15 protein-coding genes are annotated in these 20,882 nt (G+C 29.9%); 5 read left to right on the top strand and 10 right to left on the bottom strand.

Features of this window, described 5'->3' with window-relative positions:
* Positions 1–76: 76 nt before the first annotated feature.
* The 7 genes from FYJ83_RS19695 to yaaA all read right to left on the bottom strand — a co-directional run bounded on the left by FYJ83_RS19695 (position 77) and on the right by yaaA (position 8,852).
* Positions 77–1,642 carry an antirestriction protein ArdA gene (locus FYJ83_RS19695; RefSeq protein WP_195838003.1) on the bottom strand — a complete coding sequence of 522 codons (1,566 nt, stop codon included), beginning with the start codon at positions 1,640–1,642 and terminating at the stop codon, positions 77–79.
* A gap of 17 nt (positions 1,643–1,659) precedes the next feature.
* Positions 1,660–2,349, bottom strand: a complete 690-nt coding sequence (locus FYJ83_RS13270; protein ID WP_154441226.1) for a hypothetical protein — start codon at positions 2,347–2,349, stop codon at positions 1,660–1,662.
* A gap of 273 nt (positions 2,350–2,622) precedes the next feature.
* Positions 2,623–3,918: a B12-binding domain-containing radical SAM protein gene (locus FYJ83_RS13265; RefSeq protein WP_216585330.1), complete on the bottom strand. Its 1,296-nt coding sequence runs from the start codon at positions 3,916–3,918 to the stop codon at positions 2,623–2,625.
* Between the two features lie 43 nt (positions 3,919–3,961).
* The gene (locus FYJ83_RS20000; protein ID WP_216585331.1) at positions 3,962–4,219 is read right to left on the bottom strand and encodes a hypothetical protein; all 258 of its coding nucleotides are present in this window, start codon (positions 4,217–4,219) and stop codon (positions 3,962–3,964) included.
* A 553-nt stretch (positions 4,220–4,772) separates the two neighbouring features.
* Positions 4,773–6,143, bottom strand: a complete 1,371-nt coding sequence (gene rlmD / locus FYJ83_RS13255) for a 23S rRNA (uracil(1939)-C(5))-methyltransferase RlmD (protein ID WP_154441222.1) — start codon at positions 6,141–6,143, stop codon at positions 4,773–4,775.
* Positions 6,144–6,186: 43 nt separating this feature from the next.
* The gene (locus tag FYJ83_RS13250; protein ID WP_154441220.1) at positions 6,187–7,953 is read right to left on the bottom strand and encodes a WG repeat-containing protein; all 1,767 of its coding nucleotides are present in this window, start codon (positions 7,951–7,953) and stop codon (positions 6,187–6,189) included.
* A 143-nt stretch (positions 7,954–8,096) separates the two neighbouring features.
* A complete protein-coding gene (gene yaaA / locus FYJ83_RS13245; RefSeq protein ID WP_154441218.1) occupies positions 8,097–8,852 on the bottom strand; it encodes a peroxide stress protein YaaA in 756 nt (251 codons plus the stop codon).
* Between the two features lie 148 nt (positions 8,853–9,000).
* Here yaaA and FYJ83_RS13240 point away from each other — a divergent pair, with 148 nt between their 5' ends.
* The 5 genes from FYJ83_RS13240 to FYJ83_RS13220 all read left to right on the top strand — a co-directional run bounded on the left by FYJ83_RS13240 (position 9,001) and on the right by FYJ83_RS13220 (position 15,591).
* Positions 9,001–10,386 carry an IS1182 family transposase gene (locus FYJ83_RS13240; RefSeq protein ID WP_154441216.1) on the top strand — a complete coding sequence of 462 codons (1,386 nt, stop codon included), beginning with the start codon at positions 9,001–9,003 and terminating at the stop codon, positions 10,384–10,386.
* A 306-nt stretch (positions 10,387–10,692) separates the two neighbouring features.
* Entirely contained in the window at positions 10,693–11,379 is a 687-nt protein-coding gene (locus tag FYJ83_RS13235; RefSeq protein ID WP_154441214.1) for a response regulator transcription factor, read from the top strand.
* Positions 11,369–12,385 (top strand): sensor histidine kinase, encoded by a 1,017-nt coding sequence (locus tag FYJ83_RS13230; RefSeq protein WP_154441212.1) that lies wholly within the window; start codon positions 11,369–11,371, stop codon positions 12,383–12,385. Before FYJ83_RS13235 ends, FYJ83_RS13230 begins: the two co-directional genes overlap by 11 nt.
* Positions 12,386–12,514: 129 nt before the next feature.
* Entirely contained in the window at positions 12,515–13,183 is a 669-nt protein-coding gene (locus FYJ83_RS13225) for an ABC transporter ATP-binding protein (protein WP_154441210.1), read from the top strand.
* An 11-nt stretch (positions 13,184–13,194) separates the two neighbouring features.
* Positions 13,195–15,591, top strand: a complete 2,397-nt coding sequence (locus FYJ83_RS13220) for an ABC transporter permease (RefSeq protein WP_154441208.1) — start codon at positions 13,195–13,197, stop codon at positions 15,589–15,591.
* Between the two features lie 42 nt (positions 15,592–15,633).
* Here the strand turns inward: FYJ83_RS13220 and FYJ83_RS13215 are convergent, their stop codons facing one another.
* The 3 genes from FYJ83_RS13215 to FYJ83_RS13205 form a co-directional block, all read right to left on the bottom strand.
* Entirely contained in the window at positions 15,634–17,961 is a 2,328-nt protein-coding gene (locus FYJ83_RS13215; RefSeq protein ID WP_154441206.1) for an ATP-dependent DNA helicase, read from the bottom strand.
* A gap of 77 nt (positions 17,962–18,038) precedes the next feature.
* Positions 18,039–20,516 (bottom strand): ABC transporter substrate-binding protein, encoded by a 2,478-nt coding sequence (locus FYJ83_RS13210; protein WP_216585332.1) that lies wholly within the window; start codon positions 20,514–20,516, stop codon positions 18,039–18,041.
* A gap of 130 nt (positions 20,517–20,646) precedes the next feature.
* The gene (locus FYJ83_RS13205) at positions 20,647–20,874 is read right to left on the bottom strand and encodes a hypothetical protein (protein ID WP_154441204.1); all 228 of its coding nucleotides are present in this window, start codon (positions 20,872–20,874) and stop codon (positions 20,647–20,649) included.
* Positions 20,875–20,882 lie beyond the last annotated feature (8 nt).

Raw genomic sequence — 20,882 nt, 5'->3', positions numbered from 1 at the left:
GCCCTAATTATATTTTAAAGGAAATGGATAGATTTATAAAAATAATATGTACCTATATTTTATGGAATGTACGTATTTACACCATTTCTATATAACTTCGTCCCATATTATTTTTGGGCACATAGCCGTCTGCAGCCTGTCCAATCACATTTTCTTTTATTTTCCCAAGCTCTTTATAGGTTAAATCATCATTTAATGTTAGTATTGCTACACCCATTAGTTCATCATCTACCATTTCAACAGAAAATTCATATTTAGCTACCTTCCCATTTACACTGTCATGTTCATCATAGTAACGCATAAGGCCTCTTTCTTTTTCTTCTGGAAGAGTATCTCTTTCTATGGCTTCAAGGATTTCATCAATATAATCAACTATTTCATAGTTTCCTAATTCCATTGGTTCATTTAAGGTTTCTCTATCGCCATAATCATTTTTAATATCATAGGTTGTAACAGTTAAAGGCATATATAACTTCAATGTCTTTAATTCTTTATCTTCAGGAATCATTATGCCTAGATTTTCGAATAATAAATTGGCAAGCTTTTGATTATATCCATGATAAATAATGTATCCCTTATTTGAAAATGCGCCATCTTCCTGTGCCATTTTTTCTCTGCCATATCTTTTAAAATCAATGTATTCTTCAAGATTTGGATCATATTCAAAACGTCCTGATTCACATATCATATATCTCCCATAGCTTTCTATATCTTTAATGCCATCAAAGAGTTCAAATTCATACATGGATTCTGCAAGTGCAAAGACTTCATCAATAGTTCGAGGCTTAATATGATCCATAAGTTTTTCAAAATATCTTGTATCTTGACTTCCCATCTCACTATAATGCTTTGATAGTTTATTTAAGGCATCTACCTTAATTACTGATGTTGTACTTGAAGAAACAATATTTAATATGTTGTCGGGAAAACTATGGCTATCAACTGCCACCTCACAATCATGGAGATAAGGTGTTTCTAATCTCATCAGTGCCTTTTCAACTTCAACATCTGAACAAGGAAGATAGATATATTCATTCTCTCCCTTTGCAGTCATCTGTACTGCTACTATTGTTTCTTTCCATATATATGGAGGGAACTGCTTTCCGTTATATACTTGTTCAGGTACATTGTTATTTTTATATAGGACTCCATATGGTGTGATTATAGGATTGGGGTTGTTTTTTATTACATCCATTGCATATGATTCACCATCAAGTTCATCTAATTCTTTTGTCGATACTGCCTGCCTCTCAGTTAGATATAGATCTTTTCCCACCTTTTCCAGATTATTAAAGTCAGATACAAGACTATAGCAATGCATATTAAAACTTAGATTTATTAACTCTGCCATTGTCTTAGGATTTTCTGCAAAGGATGCAGCATAAAATCTTTCTATCTCCTTTTTACTAAACCCATCTAGTCTTTTCATCAAATAGTTTAGTTCATCTATATTACAGTTTTTATCATGCAGTATGTTTAGAAAGTTTCTATCCATGCTACTTTCAATATAACAATTTGATTCTGTAGTCATTTCTATTCCTAGTTCACTGCATATCTTATCTAAGTTTTCTTCTTCAATGGGAAACCATATGGATCTAGTCTTTTCATTTTCTCCGTTAGATTTTTTAATTGTTATGTTCAAGTCTTATCCCCTCCATTCTACTTTGTAATTAAAAACATATCTGTACCATATCTTGTAATTAGTGATGCATTAATAATAGTCTTAAAGGTCTTATCATCAATTAAATCTACATCAGCTATTTCATTAATCTCAATACTTTCTTTTCCTGTCCATATGGTCTTAGCCATTTGATATATGGCATAGCCTTCTGTACTTATTTGCTTAAGGCTACACTTATTAAAATCAAATCCATTTGGTTTTACTGTATGCTCTAATAGATTCCATAGAGTCTCATCAGAAGTAAAAAGAAATATGACGGCAATATATCTTGGAGATATATCATAGATATCAAGATCTTGTTCGTAAATCACACGATAGAATCTTTCTTTATGATTGGAATTTAAAAATACTTCTCCTTTAAAGCTATCAGTAAGATGTTTCAGCCTATTTTTAAATGAAAAATTTCTTATCTTTTTAAAGCATTCATTTATTAAACCTTTGTACCTGACCTTGTCCACATCGGATAAGAAACTAGAATGAATATTTTTACAGTCATTGCATCTATTACTTACATTAATCAAGCTGGAATTACAATCCTTAACACCTCCTTCACAATTGAAATAATTATTAATTACTATGCCACCTCTCCTTGGCTGAAAATTTGGCACCATAACCATCAGCTGTTCTATCCCCTCTAATGAAGTGCCATACATAAATAATTTTGACATTGTTCTCAATCCTCTCTGTTTTGTTTTTAGGCATAAAAAAAGGCGAAGTTTATTTAGTCTTTACTTGACTAAAACTTCGCCCTTTACCCTTTATTTAGTTTTTATTTAAAATAAATGCATTAAATTTTATATGAATTTCAATGCATTTATGGTTTAATTAATTATATTTTTTCTTACTTGTTAGATGAACTATATATATAATGTGTCTTAACGGCAGATTCCAATACGTTGACTTAAATCCCCACTTTTCTCATTGTTCTATTTCATTAAACTTTATATAGATAGTTTATATCCTAGATTCATTGCAAGGTTATATAATATATTTGCTTTAGATACCCTCAACCGTCTCCAAATAGATTTTATAGAATAGAATTGCTTTCTAAACCAAATATATCCTTCATAAAGTTCATCCTCTGTCATATTCTTAGGCTTAAATGCTACCCTTGTCTTTCCATTATAATATGTCCAGTCTGTGGTATTCAATCTCCCCTCATTTTTCATCTGCTCATATATGGGAGTTCTAGGCAATGGAGTTAATATACTAACTGTAGCTCCATCTATCCCTAATTCATTACATGCAATTAGGGTTTCTTTAAATATATCTTTTGTATCTGTATCAAGACCAAATATTATACCTGCTTGTATTGATATTCCATTATGATGTATTAGATTTATAATTTTCTTATATTTATCTACATTATTAATTCCCTTGTTTACACTATTAAGACCTTCTTGTGAAAAAGACTCTAATCCAACAAAAAAATATATGCATCCTGCCTCTTTAGCAATTTTTAAGAGTTCCTCGTCTTGACAGCGTTCCAATGTAACCTGTGCTGCCCATTTCTTTTTTAACTTTCTAAGTTCAATCATTAATTTCTTTGCATATTCTATATCTCCAAAAAAATTATCATCCCAAAAGACAAAATATTTACTTCTGATATTTTTAATATCTTCTATAACTTCTTCTATGGGGCGAGTCCTAAATGAGTCACAATATATCTGCTTTAGATTACAATAACTACACTTATACGGACAACCTCTTGTAGCAATAACTGCTCCTTTTGTTAAAAATCTTTTTTTAACAAGATTTCTTTTCGGAATAGGTAAGCCACGTAATGATGGTATATCATCACACATGTATTTCTCCTTAGCACAGTCATTATAGAAATCTTCAAGGAACTTAGGCCACGTCTCCTCTGCTTCTCCAACTATAATATAATCACAATAACTCATTGCCTCCTCAGGCAATAGGGTTACATGAGGTCCTCCCATTACCACTTTTGAGCCTTGTTGTTTAAAGTTTTCAGCAATTTTATAGCAGTGAACTGCATTGGGAGTATTAACAGTTATTGCAACTAAATCAAAGTGATTGTCATAGGGAATCCTTTGATTGTATTCATCAATTAAAACAATATCATATTTTGATTCATCAATAAAACCTGCTAAGTATGGCATTGTAATTTGAATAAAGTTGTTGAATTGTTTTTTTCTAAAAGAATTAATTTCCTTGTTTTCTGCTGTAATCATTAAAATCTTTTTTCTTTTTTTGACTCTATCTTGTTTTATCAACTTCTCATTCCTCCCTCTCCTAAGGAGTCTTTGCAATATTATACTATTTTCCATCACGACCAAAATCTCTGCTTAGACATGATTTTTTTAATCTTTTTGTTCTTAATAAATACTTGACATCAGAAAGATTATCATAAGAAAGTTGAAGATGGAAATAGTTAATATATTCAAGTACTGCAAATATATAAATAAATCCAGCAATCCCTAGACTAACTAAAGGTAATGATGGATACCATATGAAAAAATCAAAAGCAAAAGCAAAAATTGAAATAATTATCAGTATAATATTTAATTTTTTCAAGCTTTTATACCTCTTAATAGTTTCTATAGAAGTTTTTATTGTATTCTCTACTTTTAATCTCTTCCATTTTGTATACCAATATATACTTCCCTGCACTAGTAGAAATTCCAAAAGAAAAAAAGAAAGCCAAAAAAAGCTTAGCGAATACAATCGTAATTGGGGATAGACTTTATTAAGGAAAAAAAATACGACAATAAACATTACTACTGACATCAATTCGCCAGTATATAAATATGAAAATCGCTTTAATAATCTTTTTCTCAAATATCCATCTCCTCTCATTAAATTAAGTTAGTGAGAAAGTACCATTCATAAAATAGTTTAAGATATAGATTTTCGTTTACGTTACAATAATCTACTTATGTTCATCTATAGTATATAAATCATCCATCCATTTATCAACCTAAAATTCCCATTTTCTATCTTCATCACTCATATTACCCTATGTCATCTATAAAACACCCTATTTTAAAGGGTCGAAAATCGGTGTTTTTTAACCGATTTTTGACCCAATTTTCGTCCTCGAACCACTATATGTTGTGGTCAACCTCTGTTATTTCCCCTCCGAACCACAATGCGTCATCAGAATTATACTCTCAACGTGAGGAGTCCTTGGAAACTGGTCCATACATTTTGCTTTCTCTACCTTGTATCCCCTCTCAATAAACACCTTTAAATCCCTTACTAAAGTAACCGGATTGCAGCTTACATATACAAATACCTCTGGGTTAAAATCTATGATTTTATTTATAGCCTTCGGATGAATTCCGTCTCTTGGTGGATCTATGACTATTAGATCTGGTTTTTCCTTTAGTTCATCTACAGCCTTTAATACATCACCAGCTATAAACTCTACATTATCTAAATTATTTAGTTTAGCATTTTCACGAGCCTTTTCTACTGCTTCTTCTACTATTTCAATACCTATTACTTTTTTAGCAACAGGTGCCATTATTTGAGCAATAGTTCCTGTACCTGAATACAGGTCAAAAACCACCTTATCATCTATATCTCCTGCAAATTCTCTTACCATAGAATACAGCCTCTCAGCACCAAATGTATTGGTTTGAAAGAAGGAAAATGGAGATATTTGAAATCTCAATCCTAAGATTTCTTCTATAATATAATCTCTACCATATAATACTTCCAGTTTATCTGCCTTCACTACATCTGACAATCCATCATTTATAGTATGAATTATTCCAGTTATTTTTCCTATGGTGGAAATCTCATTTAATTTATTTATAAAGTCTTCTTTATTTAGCTCCTCTTGACTAGATGTTACTAGATTTACAAGTATTTCACCAGTTGATAAAGCTTTTCTAACTACCAAATGTCTTAGAAATCCTGAATGTAATCTTTTGTTATAGTAGCTTGTATTTAATTCTCCAAAATAATTAAGAACAGTAGTAAGTATATTAGTAAAATCTTTATCTACTATATTGCAATTTTCAACATTTACCACTTCATAAAATCTACCTTTACGATGAAGACCCAACGCCAATGGTCCATCCTTTTCTTCATCTCCAAAGGTATACTCCATTTTATTTCTATATCCATTAACTTCTGGACTTTTTTCTATGCCTAGAAAGTTTATATCTAGTTCTTCCTGTTCAAATAAGGCTTTTATTTGCTTTTCCTTTAGCTCTAATTCATTTTCATATGATAAGGATTGATAAGTGCATCCTCCACAAATTCCAAAATGTGGACATCCTTCTTCTGTTTCTATGGGAGACTTTTCCACTATATTAACTATTTTTGCCTCTATATAGCCTTTTCTTTTTCTACTTACTCTAGCCTCTACTTTCTGCCCCTCTATTCCACCTTTAAACTTAATATTATGACCTTCAAATTCTCCTCTTCCCTTATTAGGAAAGCCTACTTCTTTTATTTCAAATTCAATTAATTCTTTTTTCTTTACCATTTTTCAACCTCCAAAAATAAAACAGGAGAAAATCCCCTGTTTTCTAAAATCCTTTACTTACCATTAAAGCCCACCAAAACTCTTTACCCATGTCCAATACATCCTCTATATCTTTTTGAGGTATACTAATGGTTTCAATATCAGTCAATGGATTAGCAGATTTAAACACAATATTCAATTGATCCATAGTTGGGATAAAACTTTGTTCTTCATCTACTCCAGTAAAGTTTTCAATACCATAAATAGTACTCCCATCCATAATGCTATTTACCAATTTACCTGCTATATTTTCAGATACAATCTTCTTATAATCAGAATCATCTTTAAATAAATCTCCTAAATTAAAGAACTTTCCATTTTGTAAACTAATATTATATACTTCTCCATTTCCAACAACTTCAGTTTCACCATTATCGGAATACTGATAATATTTACTGATAGTCAATAAATCATTTATTCTATTTACATCATAAGTTACTTCATAAAACGCATGTCCTTCATTGTTCATAAATCTATTATATAGTTCTTTGTTTATTTTTTCTTCTACTTCTTTATTTTTCATCCCTTCAACATATGGATAACGTATATTTATGCCTTCTTCCACATATGTCTTTTCTTTTAAATTTACATCTTCACTAAGGACATAATCACTGTTTTCTTCCCAAATGATTTCTCCCTTTGAATTATAGTAGCTTAATTTATTAAGGGACACTTTTCTAAGAACATTACCATCAAAACTTAATTCACCTTTTCCCTTTAATACTGGTAATTCTACTTTATCACCATTAAAATTTAATATATATGTTTCTTTGCCATCAAATACTGAAATGAAATTATTTTTTATATTAATATTATTTAAATTAGAATATGTGAAGTCTGTAAGTAATTCACCCTTATTATTTGAAATTGCATATTTAATCTCTTTACCATCCATTTCCTTTTCAACACCATAATATCCATTTCCAAAACCCACTATATTCCTGTATTCAGGTTCTAATAAATATTTACCTTCTCTATCTATTAACCCATACAAGTAATTATCATCTTCTCCTACTGCTACTACTGCATTTCCATTTTCAAATATATTTCCTTTATTAAACTTTGGTTCTATTAAAGTATTGTCTTCATTATCTATATAACCAAATAAACCATTTTCATCTTTTACAAGATAAATATTGTCATCTACAGATGGAACTACTAAAGGATATTCTAATTCTTTAATTATATTTCCCTTTTTATCTATAATCTTATATTTATCTTTTCCCTCTAATACTAAAGCTTTTCCATTGTGGAAATCATAAACTCTACTATAAGCAGGTTCTATTATTTCCATTCCAGACTTATTTACATATCCCATCAACACTTCGCCACCATCTGTGATTTTACCTACTCCAAATAAGTCATCACTATAACTGCCTACATAAATATATTCTCCTGAAAAATATTCCTTACCTTTGGAATCAAAAATATAAATTAATTCTCCATCATATCCTAGAAAATATCCTCCATCTAAATCTATTATTTGCTGATATTGAGGCGCTATTATTTCTTCACCTTTAGAGTTAATCAGTCCTACTCCACCATTTTTATAAACTTCTGCAACTCCATTTTTAGAGAAATCTAATACTCTTTGATATTGAGGTTCTATAATAAATTTACCAGATTTATTGATATATCCCCAAGTTTTAGTATTTTTCTCTGTTTTAAATGCGGGATAGAGCTTTACTACTTCCTCATTCCCTTTGTTTACACAACCAACTAAATTAAATAAAATCAATAAACTTAAAGCTATTATTCCTACTTTTTTCATGGCACACCTCTCTTATGTTAATAAAACAATTATACAGAAATCATGGAATATTTACAAGAGCCATGGGCTGATGTTATTACTTCTAAATCTAATAAAATCCAAAATTCCTAATTCAATATATATTTTATACTATATATTATGGTTTATCTTTCACTGTTATTTTTAATAAAAACATATGTATTCTCATTAGATAGTTTATGGTTAAAAATATAGCCTAGTCTATCAAATCTTTTTATGTCCTTCATATCCTTAATTCGTTTTTCTGTCATGAATCGTACCATCTCCCCCCTTGCCATTTTTGCAAAAGTTCCCTTTTCAACTACCTTTCCATTAATTAATTCTCCAAATACGCAGGTAATAAATTTTACATTTTCATCTAAGTAGTTGGAAATACATTTACTGTACTCCTTTGATGCTAAATTTACAATATATTGACTTTCTGAAAAAAGATTTTTAGCCAGCTTATGACCCCAAAATTCATATAGTGAATTAAAATGCCAGTCTATAGGCTTAGCCTGCATTTCTAGTCTATATGGTACAACACCATCAAAGGGACGTAATATTCCATAAAATCCTGATAAAATTCGTAAATGCTCATCAATATATTCTAACTCCTCTTCTTCAAATACTCCAGGAGCCATATACTGGTACTGAATTCCTTCATATGATAGAATTGCAGGTGTGAGATTTCTATATAAATCCATGTTTCTAATACGATTGTAATTAAGCTCTGCAATTTTATCACTGCATTTCCATATGGATTTCACTTCTTTATAGTCTAATTCTCGTAAATATGTAAGCAGGATTTCTGCATCCTTTATAAATTCTGGTATATGGCGATGACCTAAGTCATCGGAATCTACTTTCATCTTTTTTGCAGGTGAAATAATAATTCTCATAGTTTCTTCCTTTCCATGCTATTTTTACTTTTTTATTAGATGCTTTGCATCTGAGTTCATCGAAAAAGTAAAATATTTTTAAGAAAATCCTAAATTCAAAAAGGATTTTCTTTTTTTATGTCGTATATAGTATATGAGGTGATATATTATGATGACAAGAGGCAAAAGAAAGAATCAACAATTTGAATTGGAATTAGTAATGTTAGAACAGTTAGTAAAACCAGATCATGACTTAAGAAAAATAGATAAACACATTAACTTTGACTTTATCTATGACTTAGTTGAGCCATATTATGCAGAAGATAGAGGTAGACCATCAATTGACCCTGTAGTATTGTTTAAAATGTCACTTATTCAAGCACTTGATGGCATCCGTTCCGAAGAAAAACTAGTAGATGCAATACATCATAATATGGCTTACCGTTGGTTCTTAGGATATGGATTAACTGAATCCATACCAGACCATTCAACCATAAGCCATAATAGAGCAGTAAGATTCAAAGATTCAACAATATACGAAGATATATTTAACGAAATAGTACTAATGGCTATAGACCACGGATTTGTAGAGGGAAAAATTGTATATACCGATTCGACACATGTAAAGGCTAATGCTAGTAACTCAAAGTTTGAAAATGTAACAGAAGAACGTGTAATAGAAGAAGATGAGTCGTTACTAATGTTAATAAACGATAAGCGAATTAGTAAAGATCAGAAAGCCTTAAAGCCAGCAGATTCTAAAATAGAAGTTCATTCAAGAAAAGTAAGTAAGACCGATCCTGATAGTGGATATATGCATCGAGACAGAAAACCAATAGGATTTTATCATTTGGTTCATGGCACAGTTGATAGCTCAAATAATATACTACTAAGTGCACACGTAACACCAGGCAATGTTCATGATAGCACAGTATATATAGATAACCTAGAGGACATGTTTAAAAAACTAAATTTAGCTCCAAAGTATGCAGGTGCAGATGCAGGATATTTTAATCTAGATATAATAGAAGAACTAAGTACTAAAGGAATAACACCAGTAATTGGACCAAGAAAATATGCAGGAAAAAAAGGTAAAAAATCAAAGTATTGGTTTGAATACTACCCAGAAGAAGATATATATCGTTGCTTTGAAGGAGAAGAATTAAAATATAAAACTACAACACGACAAGGTTATGTGGAGTATGAAAGTGATAAAAACATTTGTAATAAATGTCCTAAACGCGATAAATGTTTATACGAAAGTAATACCACAGGAGAAATTTCCTCAGAGCAAACAAGGATAATTAGACGACATATCAAAGAACATTATGCCGATGAAGTTCGCTCTTTCATGAAGACAGAAAAGGGCAAAAGTCTTTATCAACGAAGGAAAGAAACCGTTGAAAGGGCATTTGCAGATTTAAAAGAATTGATGGGTATGAGATATGCACATTATCGTGGCTCACATGCAGTAAAAGCTCAAGTCCTAGTGACAGGGGCTGCTTATAATGTCAAAAAGATTGCAAGACTGCTGGACAAGCAGGAAAAGGAATAGTGATAATACCAGAAAAGCCATTAAATATAGGGTAACTTCAATTAAAATTTAATAAATTTAATTATATAAGGAGAAAAAAGCCTAATTTCTTACTTTTCTTAAGAAATTAAGGCTTTTTTCGATAGTCTCAGATGCTTTGCATCTATATTTATTATACCTCTATTTCAATAATAAAATCTACAACTAAACCTCTCCCTCAATTTCAAAAATCATTACTGTATAACCCTAGTTTTTATTTCAGTTATTTAATGTATAATATATAATATACTTAAAATAGCTCTACATTAAATAGGAGTGAAAATAATAATGAAAAGAATATTATTAGTAGAAGATGATAAGCTGCTAAATCAAACTTTAGCCTACCATTTAACAGTAGAGGGATATGAGGTTACTTCTTCTTATGATATAAAATCTGCAGAAAACCATATTTCAAAAGCTGATTTCCACTTAATTATATTAGATGTAAACCTTCCTGATGGTAGCGGTTTTGAACTAAGCAGAATGTGTATAAGTAAGACAACTACACCTGTTATATTTCTAACGGCCAATGATATGGAAAGTGATATGCTAAAGGGATATGAGCTAGGAGCAAAGGATTATATTACAAAACCCTTTCATGTTAGTGTTTTTCTAAAGAAAATAAGAGTTTTATTAAATATCAATTGTAAAAAGAATACAGAGTGTATTTATGATGATGGAAATTTATTGTTAAGCTTCACAAAGCGAACTGCTAAACTTAGGGAGAAAAATATTGAGTTGACCGCAGCAGAATTTAATCTTCTATATTTGTTTGTTGTCAATTATAAAATGGTTCTTAAAAGAAGCCTTATATTAGAAAAACTTTGGGATAGTAATGAAAAATATGTTGATGAAAATGCCTTAACTATGATGATAAGTCGAATTCGAACAAAGATTGAAACTAAAGATAAAAAATACATTAAAACAATATATGGCATTGGCTACCAATGGATTGGGGATTCCTATGAAGAGTAGAAGCCTTCCAACCATAATTAGTATTATCATAGGAGTTATATATCATATTTTTTTAACTTACTATTTCCCTAATATGGCATTTATATTATTTTCTTTAGTCTCTTATTTAGCAGTTATAGTAATCCTTAATTATAGCAAAGCAAAAGCTATTGAGAAATATCTGGCTTCCCTCAATAATATAAACGATTCATTGACTAATCTAATCAGCAGAGATTATGAAAAGCTAAATAAACTGCAAACCTTAAGAGAGACTTTCAATTCAAAAATCAATAAAAAGATAATACAATTATCAGAAATCTGGCAGGAGGAATCCCTGCGAGGATTAAAAGAAAGGAAAAACTTACAAGGCTTAATTTCTGATGTGTCTCATCAGGTAAAAACTCCCATGACCAATCTAAAAATGCTGCAAGTAACTTTGGAAAATGAAAGAATATCAAAAGAGGAAAAGGAGCAAATATTAAAATCTATGACAGGACAAATTGAAAAAATAGATTTCTTATTAGAATCTATGATTAAATCCTCAAGGCTAGAAATAGGATTAGTTCAATTAAATAAAACCTCCTACTTTTTATTTGATACTATTGCAGAGGCCATTTCCAGTATTACAGTAAAGGCTTCAAAAAAGAATATAGAAATCTTTGTAGATTGTCTAGAGAATTATCAACTAGCACATGATAAAAAATGGACAACAGAATCTCTATTTAACATATTGGAAAATGCAGTCAAATATTCTCCTGAAAACACTAAAATAGAAATTAAGGTTCAATCATGGGAGATATATACCAAAATTGATATTATAGACCAAGGTATAGGTATCTCAGAAGAGTTGTTCGGAAAAATATTTCAAAGGTTTTTTAGAGGAGATAATAATTATATTGAAGAAGGGGTTGGAATTGGACTATATTTATCACGGGAAATTATTGAGAGGCAAGGTGGTTATATAAAAGTAGCTTCCTCTGTTGGAGAGGGCTCTACTTTTTCTATTTTCTTACCAAATGAACTATAGAAATTATATTCAATATCAATTCTAACAAAAATGTTAGCATTGATATTGTTTTTTTAGATAAAAATATTTCCTGTTAGATTTCTGTTAGATTTCTTTGATAAAATCAGCTTAAGAAAAGGAGGCATAAATATGAGTATATTAGAAGCTATAGACTTAAAAAAATACTATGGGGAAGAATCCAGTCTTGTAAAAGCCCTGGATGGAGTAAGTCTGAAAGTAGAAAAGGGAGAATTTCTATCTATTATCGGAACATCAGGGTCAGGAAAATCTACTTTGCTAAATATGTTGGGAGGCTTAGATACTCCTACATCGGGGAAAGTTATTGTGGCTCAAAATGATATTTCTACTCTTTCAGATGAAGAATTAACTATTTTTAGAAGAAGAAATGTGGGATTTGTTTTTCAAAATTATAATCTAGTACCTATGTTAAATCTCTATGAGAATATTGTTCTTCCATTGGAATTAGATGGGGAAACAATTGATAAAGATTATATAGAGGAAATCATTGAGCTATTACATTTAGGAGAAAAAAAGCGAAGACTTCCTAATTATTTATCAGGTGGAGAACAACAGAGAGGAGCAATAGCAAGAGCCTTAGCAACAAAACCCTCTATTATTTTGGCAGATGAGCCTACTGGCAATTTGGATAGTAAAACAAGTTCCGAAGTTTTAGGACTATTAAAAAAGACAGGTGAACTATTCAACCAAACTATTGTAATAATTACCCATAATAATGAAATTGCTCAATTAGCTGATCGTATTATTAGAATTGAAGACGGAAAAATCTTTAATAGATAGGAGGTAAAATAATGATAGCAAATAATAATCGGGCAGTCATAGGAAAATTGGCTAATAGAAATATCAAATTTAATGGAACAAGAAATGTTTTTATTCTGATAACTATTATTCTATCTGTTTCATTATTAGGAGTTATGTCTCTTACTCAATCGGCAAGAGAACAAAATATCAGAAAACAACTAAATATGGTACAGCATGTTATGTATGAATATGTTAATGAGGAACAGATTGAAAAATTAAAAGCCTTTGATGAAATAGATTTTTTGACTCCAGCAAAATTTGGTAAGAGCTTTAAAATACAAGATAAAATGATTCATCCAATTTATTTTGAAAAAGATACAAAGAGTATAAAAACACCAGCAATAATACATGGAAATTATCCTAAAAAACTAAATGAAATCGCAGTGTATAAACCTATGTTAAATTTATTTCACAATGCAAAAAATATTGGAGATACTATACGAATAAAATTTTTAGATGGACGAGAAGAAGAATTTAACATCAGTGGATTTGTGGAAGGAAATGAGAACTCCAATGTCTTTCAAGTATTATTTTCTAAGGAGTATTCTGAAAGTGGAGAACAGTTGAAAGATTTCCCTTACACAGTTCTTTGTAAAATAAAAAATGCAGATAGAATGTCAAAAAATGAGTTTTTAGACACAGTAAGAAGAATTGGACGATATGCAGGGATTGAAAGAAAAAACATCAATCCACATAATGCTTTCGCCAATTCATTATCCCTTTCAAAACAAAATATTTTATTTATTATAGGACTATCTATAGGAATTCTATTCGTTAGTATATTGGTGGTCTATAATGTATTTTATATTTCAGTTTTAGAAAATATTCAAAGATTTGGTCAGCTTAGAACCATAGGAACTTCTAAAAAACAGATTAGAGCAATCGTAAGAAGAGAAGGGAAAATTTTGTTTTCTAAAGGTACTCCAATAGGATTGTTAATATCTTGGATTATTTCATATTTGATTAATCCAGATGGTTGGAGTTGGAGATATACGATTATTCTTAGTTTAATTGTGACAATTGCTGAATATATCACTATTATTATATCTATTAGAAAACCAGCGAAAATAGCTTCTTCTATCTCTCCTGTGGAAGCCTCCAGATTTTCTGGGAATAAACATAATGAAGTAAAAGAAACAAATAATTTACACAGAAAGCTATCTCCATATTCTATGGCGCAAATAAGTCTAAAAAGAAATAAGAATAAATCTTTTCTGACGTTGGTTTCTCTTGGAGTAGGTGGAATATTATTTATTATGAGTTCAACACTAATAGTATCAACTTCCCTAGAAAAATATTCAAGACAAGGATTATATGAATTTGGAGAATATATTATTTCCTTTGATTATAATACAGTACAAACCATAGATAAGGGAGTAACAGGAATTCAATTAGATAATCCGATAAATAAAGAGTTGATACAAAAAATAAATGAACTACCAGAGGTCAATAAAGTCATAGAATTTCATCGAACCTCCGTAAAATTTGACTATAAAGATGTAATTAATGTAGGAGATTACTTCTCAGCATTTTCTAAAGATGATACAGACACAATCAACAAAACATTATCGGAAGGAATATTTGACTACAATGAAATGATAAAAAATGATGAAATCCTTATTGTATTTAATAAAGTTGCACAAGAGATCTATGGTTGGAAATTTGAAATTGGAGATAAAGTTGATTTTAGATATTCTGATGGTAAAAAAGAAGTTGAAAAATCATTTAAGATTGTGGGTTCTATAGAGAAACCTAGTAATATCACATATCACTCTGGTTGGTTTTTGTTGCCAGTGGAAAAACTAGAAGTATTATTCCCAGGTCTCAATACAATTGATACTTTAGTAGTATCTATTAATGATTTTGAAAATGAAGGAGATATAGCGGAAAGCAAAATTTATAATTTAATAGATAGAAATCCTTTACTAGAAATTCATACATTAAAACAAAATCTAATAGAAGATAAGGAAGCCTTTAATTTATTATATAAATCAATCATAGGATTAAGTGGATTTATCATTTTATTTAGTTTAATCAATTTAGTAAATACCATAATCACCAATATAATTTCAAGAAAAAAGGAGTTTGCTATGCTTCAATCTATTGGATTAACAAATAAACAGTTAATAAAAATGATTCAATTTGAAGGGTTAGGTTTATCTTTTGGGAATTCAATAATTACTTTGATATTTGGCAGTTCCCTAGGCTACGGATTGATAAAGGTATTACAGCATGTTGGTGCTACCTATGTTCATTATCATTTTCCCATGTATTACTTTATAGTTTACATTATGATTATTGTTATGGTACCTTTAATTGTTTCCAATATTTTAGTAAAATCATTTCAAAAAGAAAGTCTTGTTTCTAGACTTCGACATGTTGATTAGCAAATATTAATTATATATAAAAGAATTCTAGGAGATTTTCAATTACCAAAATCTCTCTAGAATCCTTTTCATCTCCATATCAGTTCTTATATTTTTAGCTCCTAACCATTCATTGGGAAACAATGCCCTATATTCTCTAGTTCCATATCTATCATCTATAAGTAAAACAGCCCCTCTATCCTCTGGAGATCTGATTACCCTTCCTGCTGATTGTAAGACTTTGTTCATACCAGGGTATACATAGGCATATTCAAATCCTTCATCTAAATTATAAGTGAAATAATCCTTGATTATATTCCTTTCAAAACAAATTTGTGGTAGACCCACACCTACTATTATAGCTCCAATAAGCTTTTCTCCTGTTAAATCTATTCCTTCTGAGAAAATTCCACCCATTACTGCAAAGGCAATAAGCTCATTTCCTTCTTCAAATCTTAATAAGAATTCCTCTCTTTCTATTTCTGACATATTACCATCTTGAATAATTATATTTAAATTTTCATTTCTCTCCATCAAAATCTCATATACATTAGTCATATAAACATATGAAGGAAAGAATACAAAATAATTTCCTTTTTTAGCATAAATGAATGTTTCTATATGCCTTACAATATCTATATAGGTCCTTTCCCTATCTTTATATCTTGTGGAAATACTATTTGCCACCATTAAACATAGATTTTCCCTTGAAAAAGGTGAACTAAGTTTTATATGATAATCGTCTTTCTTTCCGCCTAATAATTCCATATGATAGTCTAATGGAGTTAAAGTCGCTGAAAAGAATATACTGCTTCTTCCCCTCTCTAAAGCTTCTCTTAATAAATAAGAGGAATCAACACAATATAATTTAAATATAATATCTTTATTATATTCTTTTATATAAGTTACATAATGACTATCATATAATTCACTGATTTTCACAAAAGTAGTTAAGTTAAAATAAAGCTCCAATACCTTTTCATATTCACTATGTTTTTTCTCTTCCATAAGCCAAGGTTCAAGAACTGTAATTACTCTTTTTATAGGATAGTATAAGTCAGATATTTCCTCTCTTTGGTAGTATTCTTTATCTATATCTAAATCATCTTTTACTTTGTTTAATATACTATTTATTTTACCTAGAGCTTTATATATAGGTGGATAATTTTCCTTAAAAATATCTCTTATTCCCAGTATACTAGATTTATTTATTTCAGTTGAAAACATTTCTCTTGACCTATCAACTAGATTGTGAGACTCATCTATTAAAAATATATAGTCTTCATTAGGATTTTCAAAAAATCTTTTTAAATATACTTGTGGATTAAAAACATAATTATAATCACATATAATTATATCTGCCCAAAGACTAATATCTAAAGAAAATTCAAAGGGACAAACATTATGCTTCAATCCATAGGAAACTATAGTATCCCTAGTGATTAAATCCTCATTTTCAAATATATCCATTATGGCTTCATTTACCCTATCATAATGTCCCTTTGCAAAACTACAGTCTCTAGGGTTACATTTTACTTCTTCATTTGCACAAATTTTTTCCTTAGCTGTAATTACAATCACTTTTACCCTAAGACCTTTTCTTATGAGAATTTCTGTAGAGGCAATTGGTACTTCTCTAGTTATGGTCTTGGCTGTAAGATAAAAAATTTTAGTTCCAGTACCTTCTCCAATGGCTTTAATGGAAGGAAATAATGTTGACATGGTTTTTCCTATGCCTGTAGGTGCTTGGGCAAATAGTTTTTTCCCTTCTTTTATGGTTTTATATGTGGCAACAGCTAGTTCTCTTTGACCTTTTCTATAGTTTTTAAAGGGAAATGATATTTCTTCTATGGATTTATCTCTAATTCCTCCCCAATAAAATGTAATACTAGCCCACTCTATATATTTATCTGTTAAATATAGAAAAAACTTTTCTAAATCTTCTTTAGTATATTCTCTTTTAAATATTTTCCTTTCCTCTGATTCTATATGAAAATATGTAAGTTGGATGTAAATATTATCTAGATTGTTTTGCAGACAGTATATATATCCATAGCATTTTGCTTGAGCCCAATGAAGTTCATTATAATCTTCTTTTATATCCTCCAAATCCTTAGTTGTACTTTTTATTTCATCTACTATTATTTCGTCTCCTAAGGTTAAAATGCCATCGGCCCTACCTTCTAATTGAATAGTAAAATCATCGTAATAGACATTGTGTTTTAATGTTACTTCCTTTTGGTATTCATAACCATAGGAATTCTGTACCTTTTGATGAGCCTTAGTTCCTTCTACTGCTCTAGACATGGACATAAAGCTAGTGTCTATGTCTCCAGTTCTTAATACAAACTCCACTAAATTTCTAACAGATATTTTAATTAAATTGCTCATACTATTTTCCTCTTATCTTTTTAAAATCATATAATATTTATTATACCAAAAGACACCCATAATAGGGTGCCTTTATATTAATTATTTGATTCCATTAAAATATCTTCATAATTTATTATACCTAAAGGGCTCATTCTAGCTCCAACTATGTCTTTTTTTGAAACTAGAGCTATTTTAGGATGAAAAATAGGTACCCATGGTGAGTCTTCTATAATAGTTTTCTGAATCTCTTTATATACTTCCATTTTCTTATTAGGATTTATTATTTCCTTTGCTTTATCCATTAACTCCATAACTTTAGAGTTATTATATCTTGTGAAGTTTGTCAGATTATTATAGTTAAATGAAGGCTGTAAATAATTGTCTGGATCTCCTGTATCTGCTATCCATCTACCAACAAATATATCACAATTTGAAATGACTTCTCTTGTATAATAGTTCTTAACATCTATTTTCTTCACTTCATAATTAATTCCCAATTCCTCTAAGTCCTTCAAAATATATTGACTCATTCTATAAAATATGGCATCTTCGGGTTCATCTCTTATAATTATTTTTAAAGCTCTACCTAAACTATATAGACCTTCTTTTTTTAATATATCCTTTGCTTTAGAAGAATTATAAGAGATATTAGTTAAACAACTATTATCAACTATTCTTGATGGAATAATCCCCTTTGCCTCTTGTCCTAACTCTCCTAATATATCATCTACTATTTTCTTTTTATTTATTGCCATATTTAATGCTTGTCTAGCTTCTTTACTCTTTGCGAAAGTTGAAGTACTTTCCATATTAAATCCTAAATAGTAAGTTCCTAAAACATCTGCCAAATAAATATTTGCATTTTCCATATTTTTAACTTTATTAAATTCATCCTTGCTATTGGCTGTAATAATATCATATTTTCCATCAACAAATCCTTCTAAATCATTATCATTTCTGTAGTTTATGACTATCTTTTCTTGATAAGGTATACCACCATAGTAATCTTTAAATGCTAGGAGACTACAATATTCATCTGTTACTTCCTCTAGAATATACGGTCCACAGCCTGTTATCTTACCTTGCTCCACATCTTCTTTTGCCAATATACAAGTACTAAACTGACCTAAGTTTAATAAAAATCCACTATATGGATTAATTAACTTAATTGATAGTCTATATCTATCTATTACTTTAACACCTATTACTTCACTGGCCTTACCAGTTGTATATTCTTTTGCACCTTCTATATGTTCTAAAAACCAAGTATTAGGAGAATTAAACCTTGGATTTAACATTCTTTCATAGGAATACTTCACATCATTGGCAGTTATTTCTCTTCCATTATGAAACTTTGTACCTTTCCTTAAAGAGAATGTCCAAGTAACTCCATCATCTTCCACATACCAAGACTTAGCCACTCCTGGAGAGATTTCTCCTGTTGAACCTATATATAGAAGTGCACCATAAATATTAAATAGAACTTGAGCACTTTCTTGGTCATGAGCTAGTTGAGGGTCAAATTCTATTGGTTTAGAATTGATACTAATATTTAACACATTTTCAGCAAGAACATCTGTATCAATTTCTTCCAACAGCTTATTTGATATACTATGCAAATCCTTCGATACTTCGGCTAATATTTTTAAGGAAGTCTTAGTATATTGAGTATTTAAAGATGCAATATCTACTAGAGATGTAACTCTTTTTGAAGTATCAGTCATATCTACAGTACAATCTATTACACTTTCTAAACTGGCAGTTTGTTTCGCTATTGCCTCGTTGATTTCTTCTGTTACCTTTGATGTAGTATTTATGGCATCGATTATCTCGTTAAAAACAATCATTGTATTATTAGCAATCTCTGCTCCTTCTTGAATCCTCAACATACTATCATCCATTGCCTTCATAGTATTTGTGATTTCTCCATTTATCTCTTGTATTGTTTTTGCTATTTGATCAGCAGAATGGGCACTGTTATCTGCAAGTTTTTTTACTTCGTTAGCTACAACAGCAAATCCACGGCCTGCATCTCCTGCTCGTGCAGCCTCTATAGAGGCATTAAGAGCCAATAAATTCGTATTATATGATATATTATTTATTACCTTTAACATTTCATCTATATGTTCTGATTTTTTATTTAAATTATTTACTACTTCTTTAGCATAAATAACGGATTTTTGAATTTCATTCATTGCATTAATAGAATTAGTCACTGCCTCATTTCCAGAGTTAGCAATATCCAATGTAGTTGCAGCAATTTGTCTTGAATTCTCTGTATTAGCAAAAACCTCTTCTGCCAATGCTGAATAAGTTCCCATTTCATTTACAACATTATTTATAGAATCCATTTGGACTTCCACATGGTCTGCTAAATCATATGTAATCTTAATTAAGTTATCTGTAGCAAAGGCTGTTTCATCTATTTTCATTGCTAATCTTTCAACAATATGCTGCTGATTCTTTTTTAAGATTCCTGCATCTTTAGAAAATTCTAATCTTGCCCCTTTATTTTCTTTTTCTACAGGCTCAATATTCCCTTGTTTTTTACCTTTTTTGATGAACTTTAACACTTGTATCCCCCCTGTGGAAAATTTGGATCATTATATATTATATACCAATTATATACCAAAACCCCCTGCTTGTCCTTATTAGTTTTGAAATATTTGAAAAAACCCTTTACCTTAATGCAGATAAAGGGTTTTATAACCATTTTTTATTTATCTTTTTTACATTGTAATCTCTATCACTTACCTTACAATAAGGACATTTTCTCACACCTAATTCCTTATCTTTTATAAATATTACTGGTTTAGAACAATATGGACACCATAATTCCTTAGGTCTTAGTTTTACATCCTTTGGAATATCTGAATCTGGGTTTTTATTGTTTATATTTATAATAGAAAACATATCTCTTTGTTCATTCACTTTATCAC

The sequence above is a fragment of the Tissierella pigra genome (assembly GCF_009695605.1).
Lineage (GTDB): Bacteria > Bacillota > Clostridia > Tissierellales > Tissierellaceae > Tissierella > Tissierella pigra.
This window is presented reverse-complemented; position numbering and strand designations above follow the sequence as displayed.

What these genes read in the sequence shown, in the direction of transcription:
- FYJ83_RS13250 (WP_154441220.1), bottom strand. Translation starts at nt 7,953, where the DNA reads ATGAAAAAAGTAGGAATAATAGCTTTAAGTTTATTGATTTTATTTAAT.
- rlmD (WP_154441222.1), bottom strand. Translation starts at nt 6,143, where the DNA reads ATGGTAAAGAAAAAAGAATTAATTGAATTTGAAATAAAAGAAGTAGGC.
- yaaA (WP_154441218.1), bottom strand. Translation starts at nt 8,852, where the DNA reads ATGAGAATTATTATTTCACCTGCAAAAAAGATGAAAGTAGATTCCGAT.
- FYJ83_RS13270 (WP_154441226.1), bottom strand. Translation starts at nt 2,349, where the DNA reads ATGTCAAAATTATTTATGTATGGCACTTCATTAGAGGGGATAGAACAG.
- FYJ83_RS13230 (WP_154441212.1), top strand. Translation starts at nt 11,369, where the DNA reads ATGAAGAGTAGAAGCCTTCCAACCATAATTAGTATTATCATAGGAGTT.
- FYJ83_RS13225 (WP_154441210.1), top strand. Translation starts at nt 12,515, where the DNA reads ATGAGTATATTAGAAGCTATAGACTTAAAAAAATACTATGGGGAAGAA.
- FYJ83_RS13235 (WP_154441214.1), top strand. Translation starts at nt 10,693, where the DNA reads ATGAAAAGAATATTATTAGTAGAAGATGATAAGCTGCTAAATCAAACT.
- FYJ83_RS13220 (WP_154441208.1), top strand. Translation starts at nt 13,195, where the DNA reads ATGATAGCAAATAATAATCGGGCAGTCATAGGAAAATTGGCTAATAGA.
- FYJ83_RS13240 (WP_154441216.1), top strand. Translation starts at nt 9,001, where the DNA reads ATGATGACAAGAGGCAAAAGAAAGAATCAACAATTTGAATTGGAATTA.
- FYJ83_RS13215 (WP_154441206.1), bottom strand. Translation starts at nt 17,961, where the DNA reads ATGAGCAATTTAATTAAAATATCTGTTAGAAATTTAGTGGAGTTTGTA.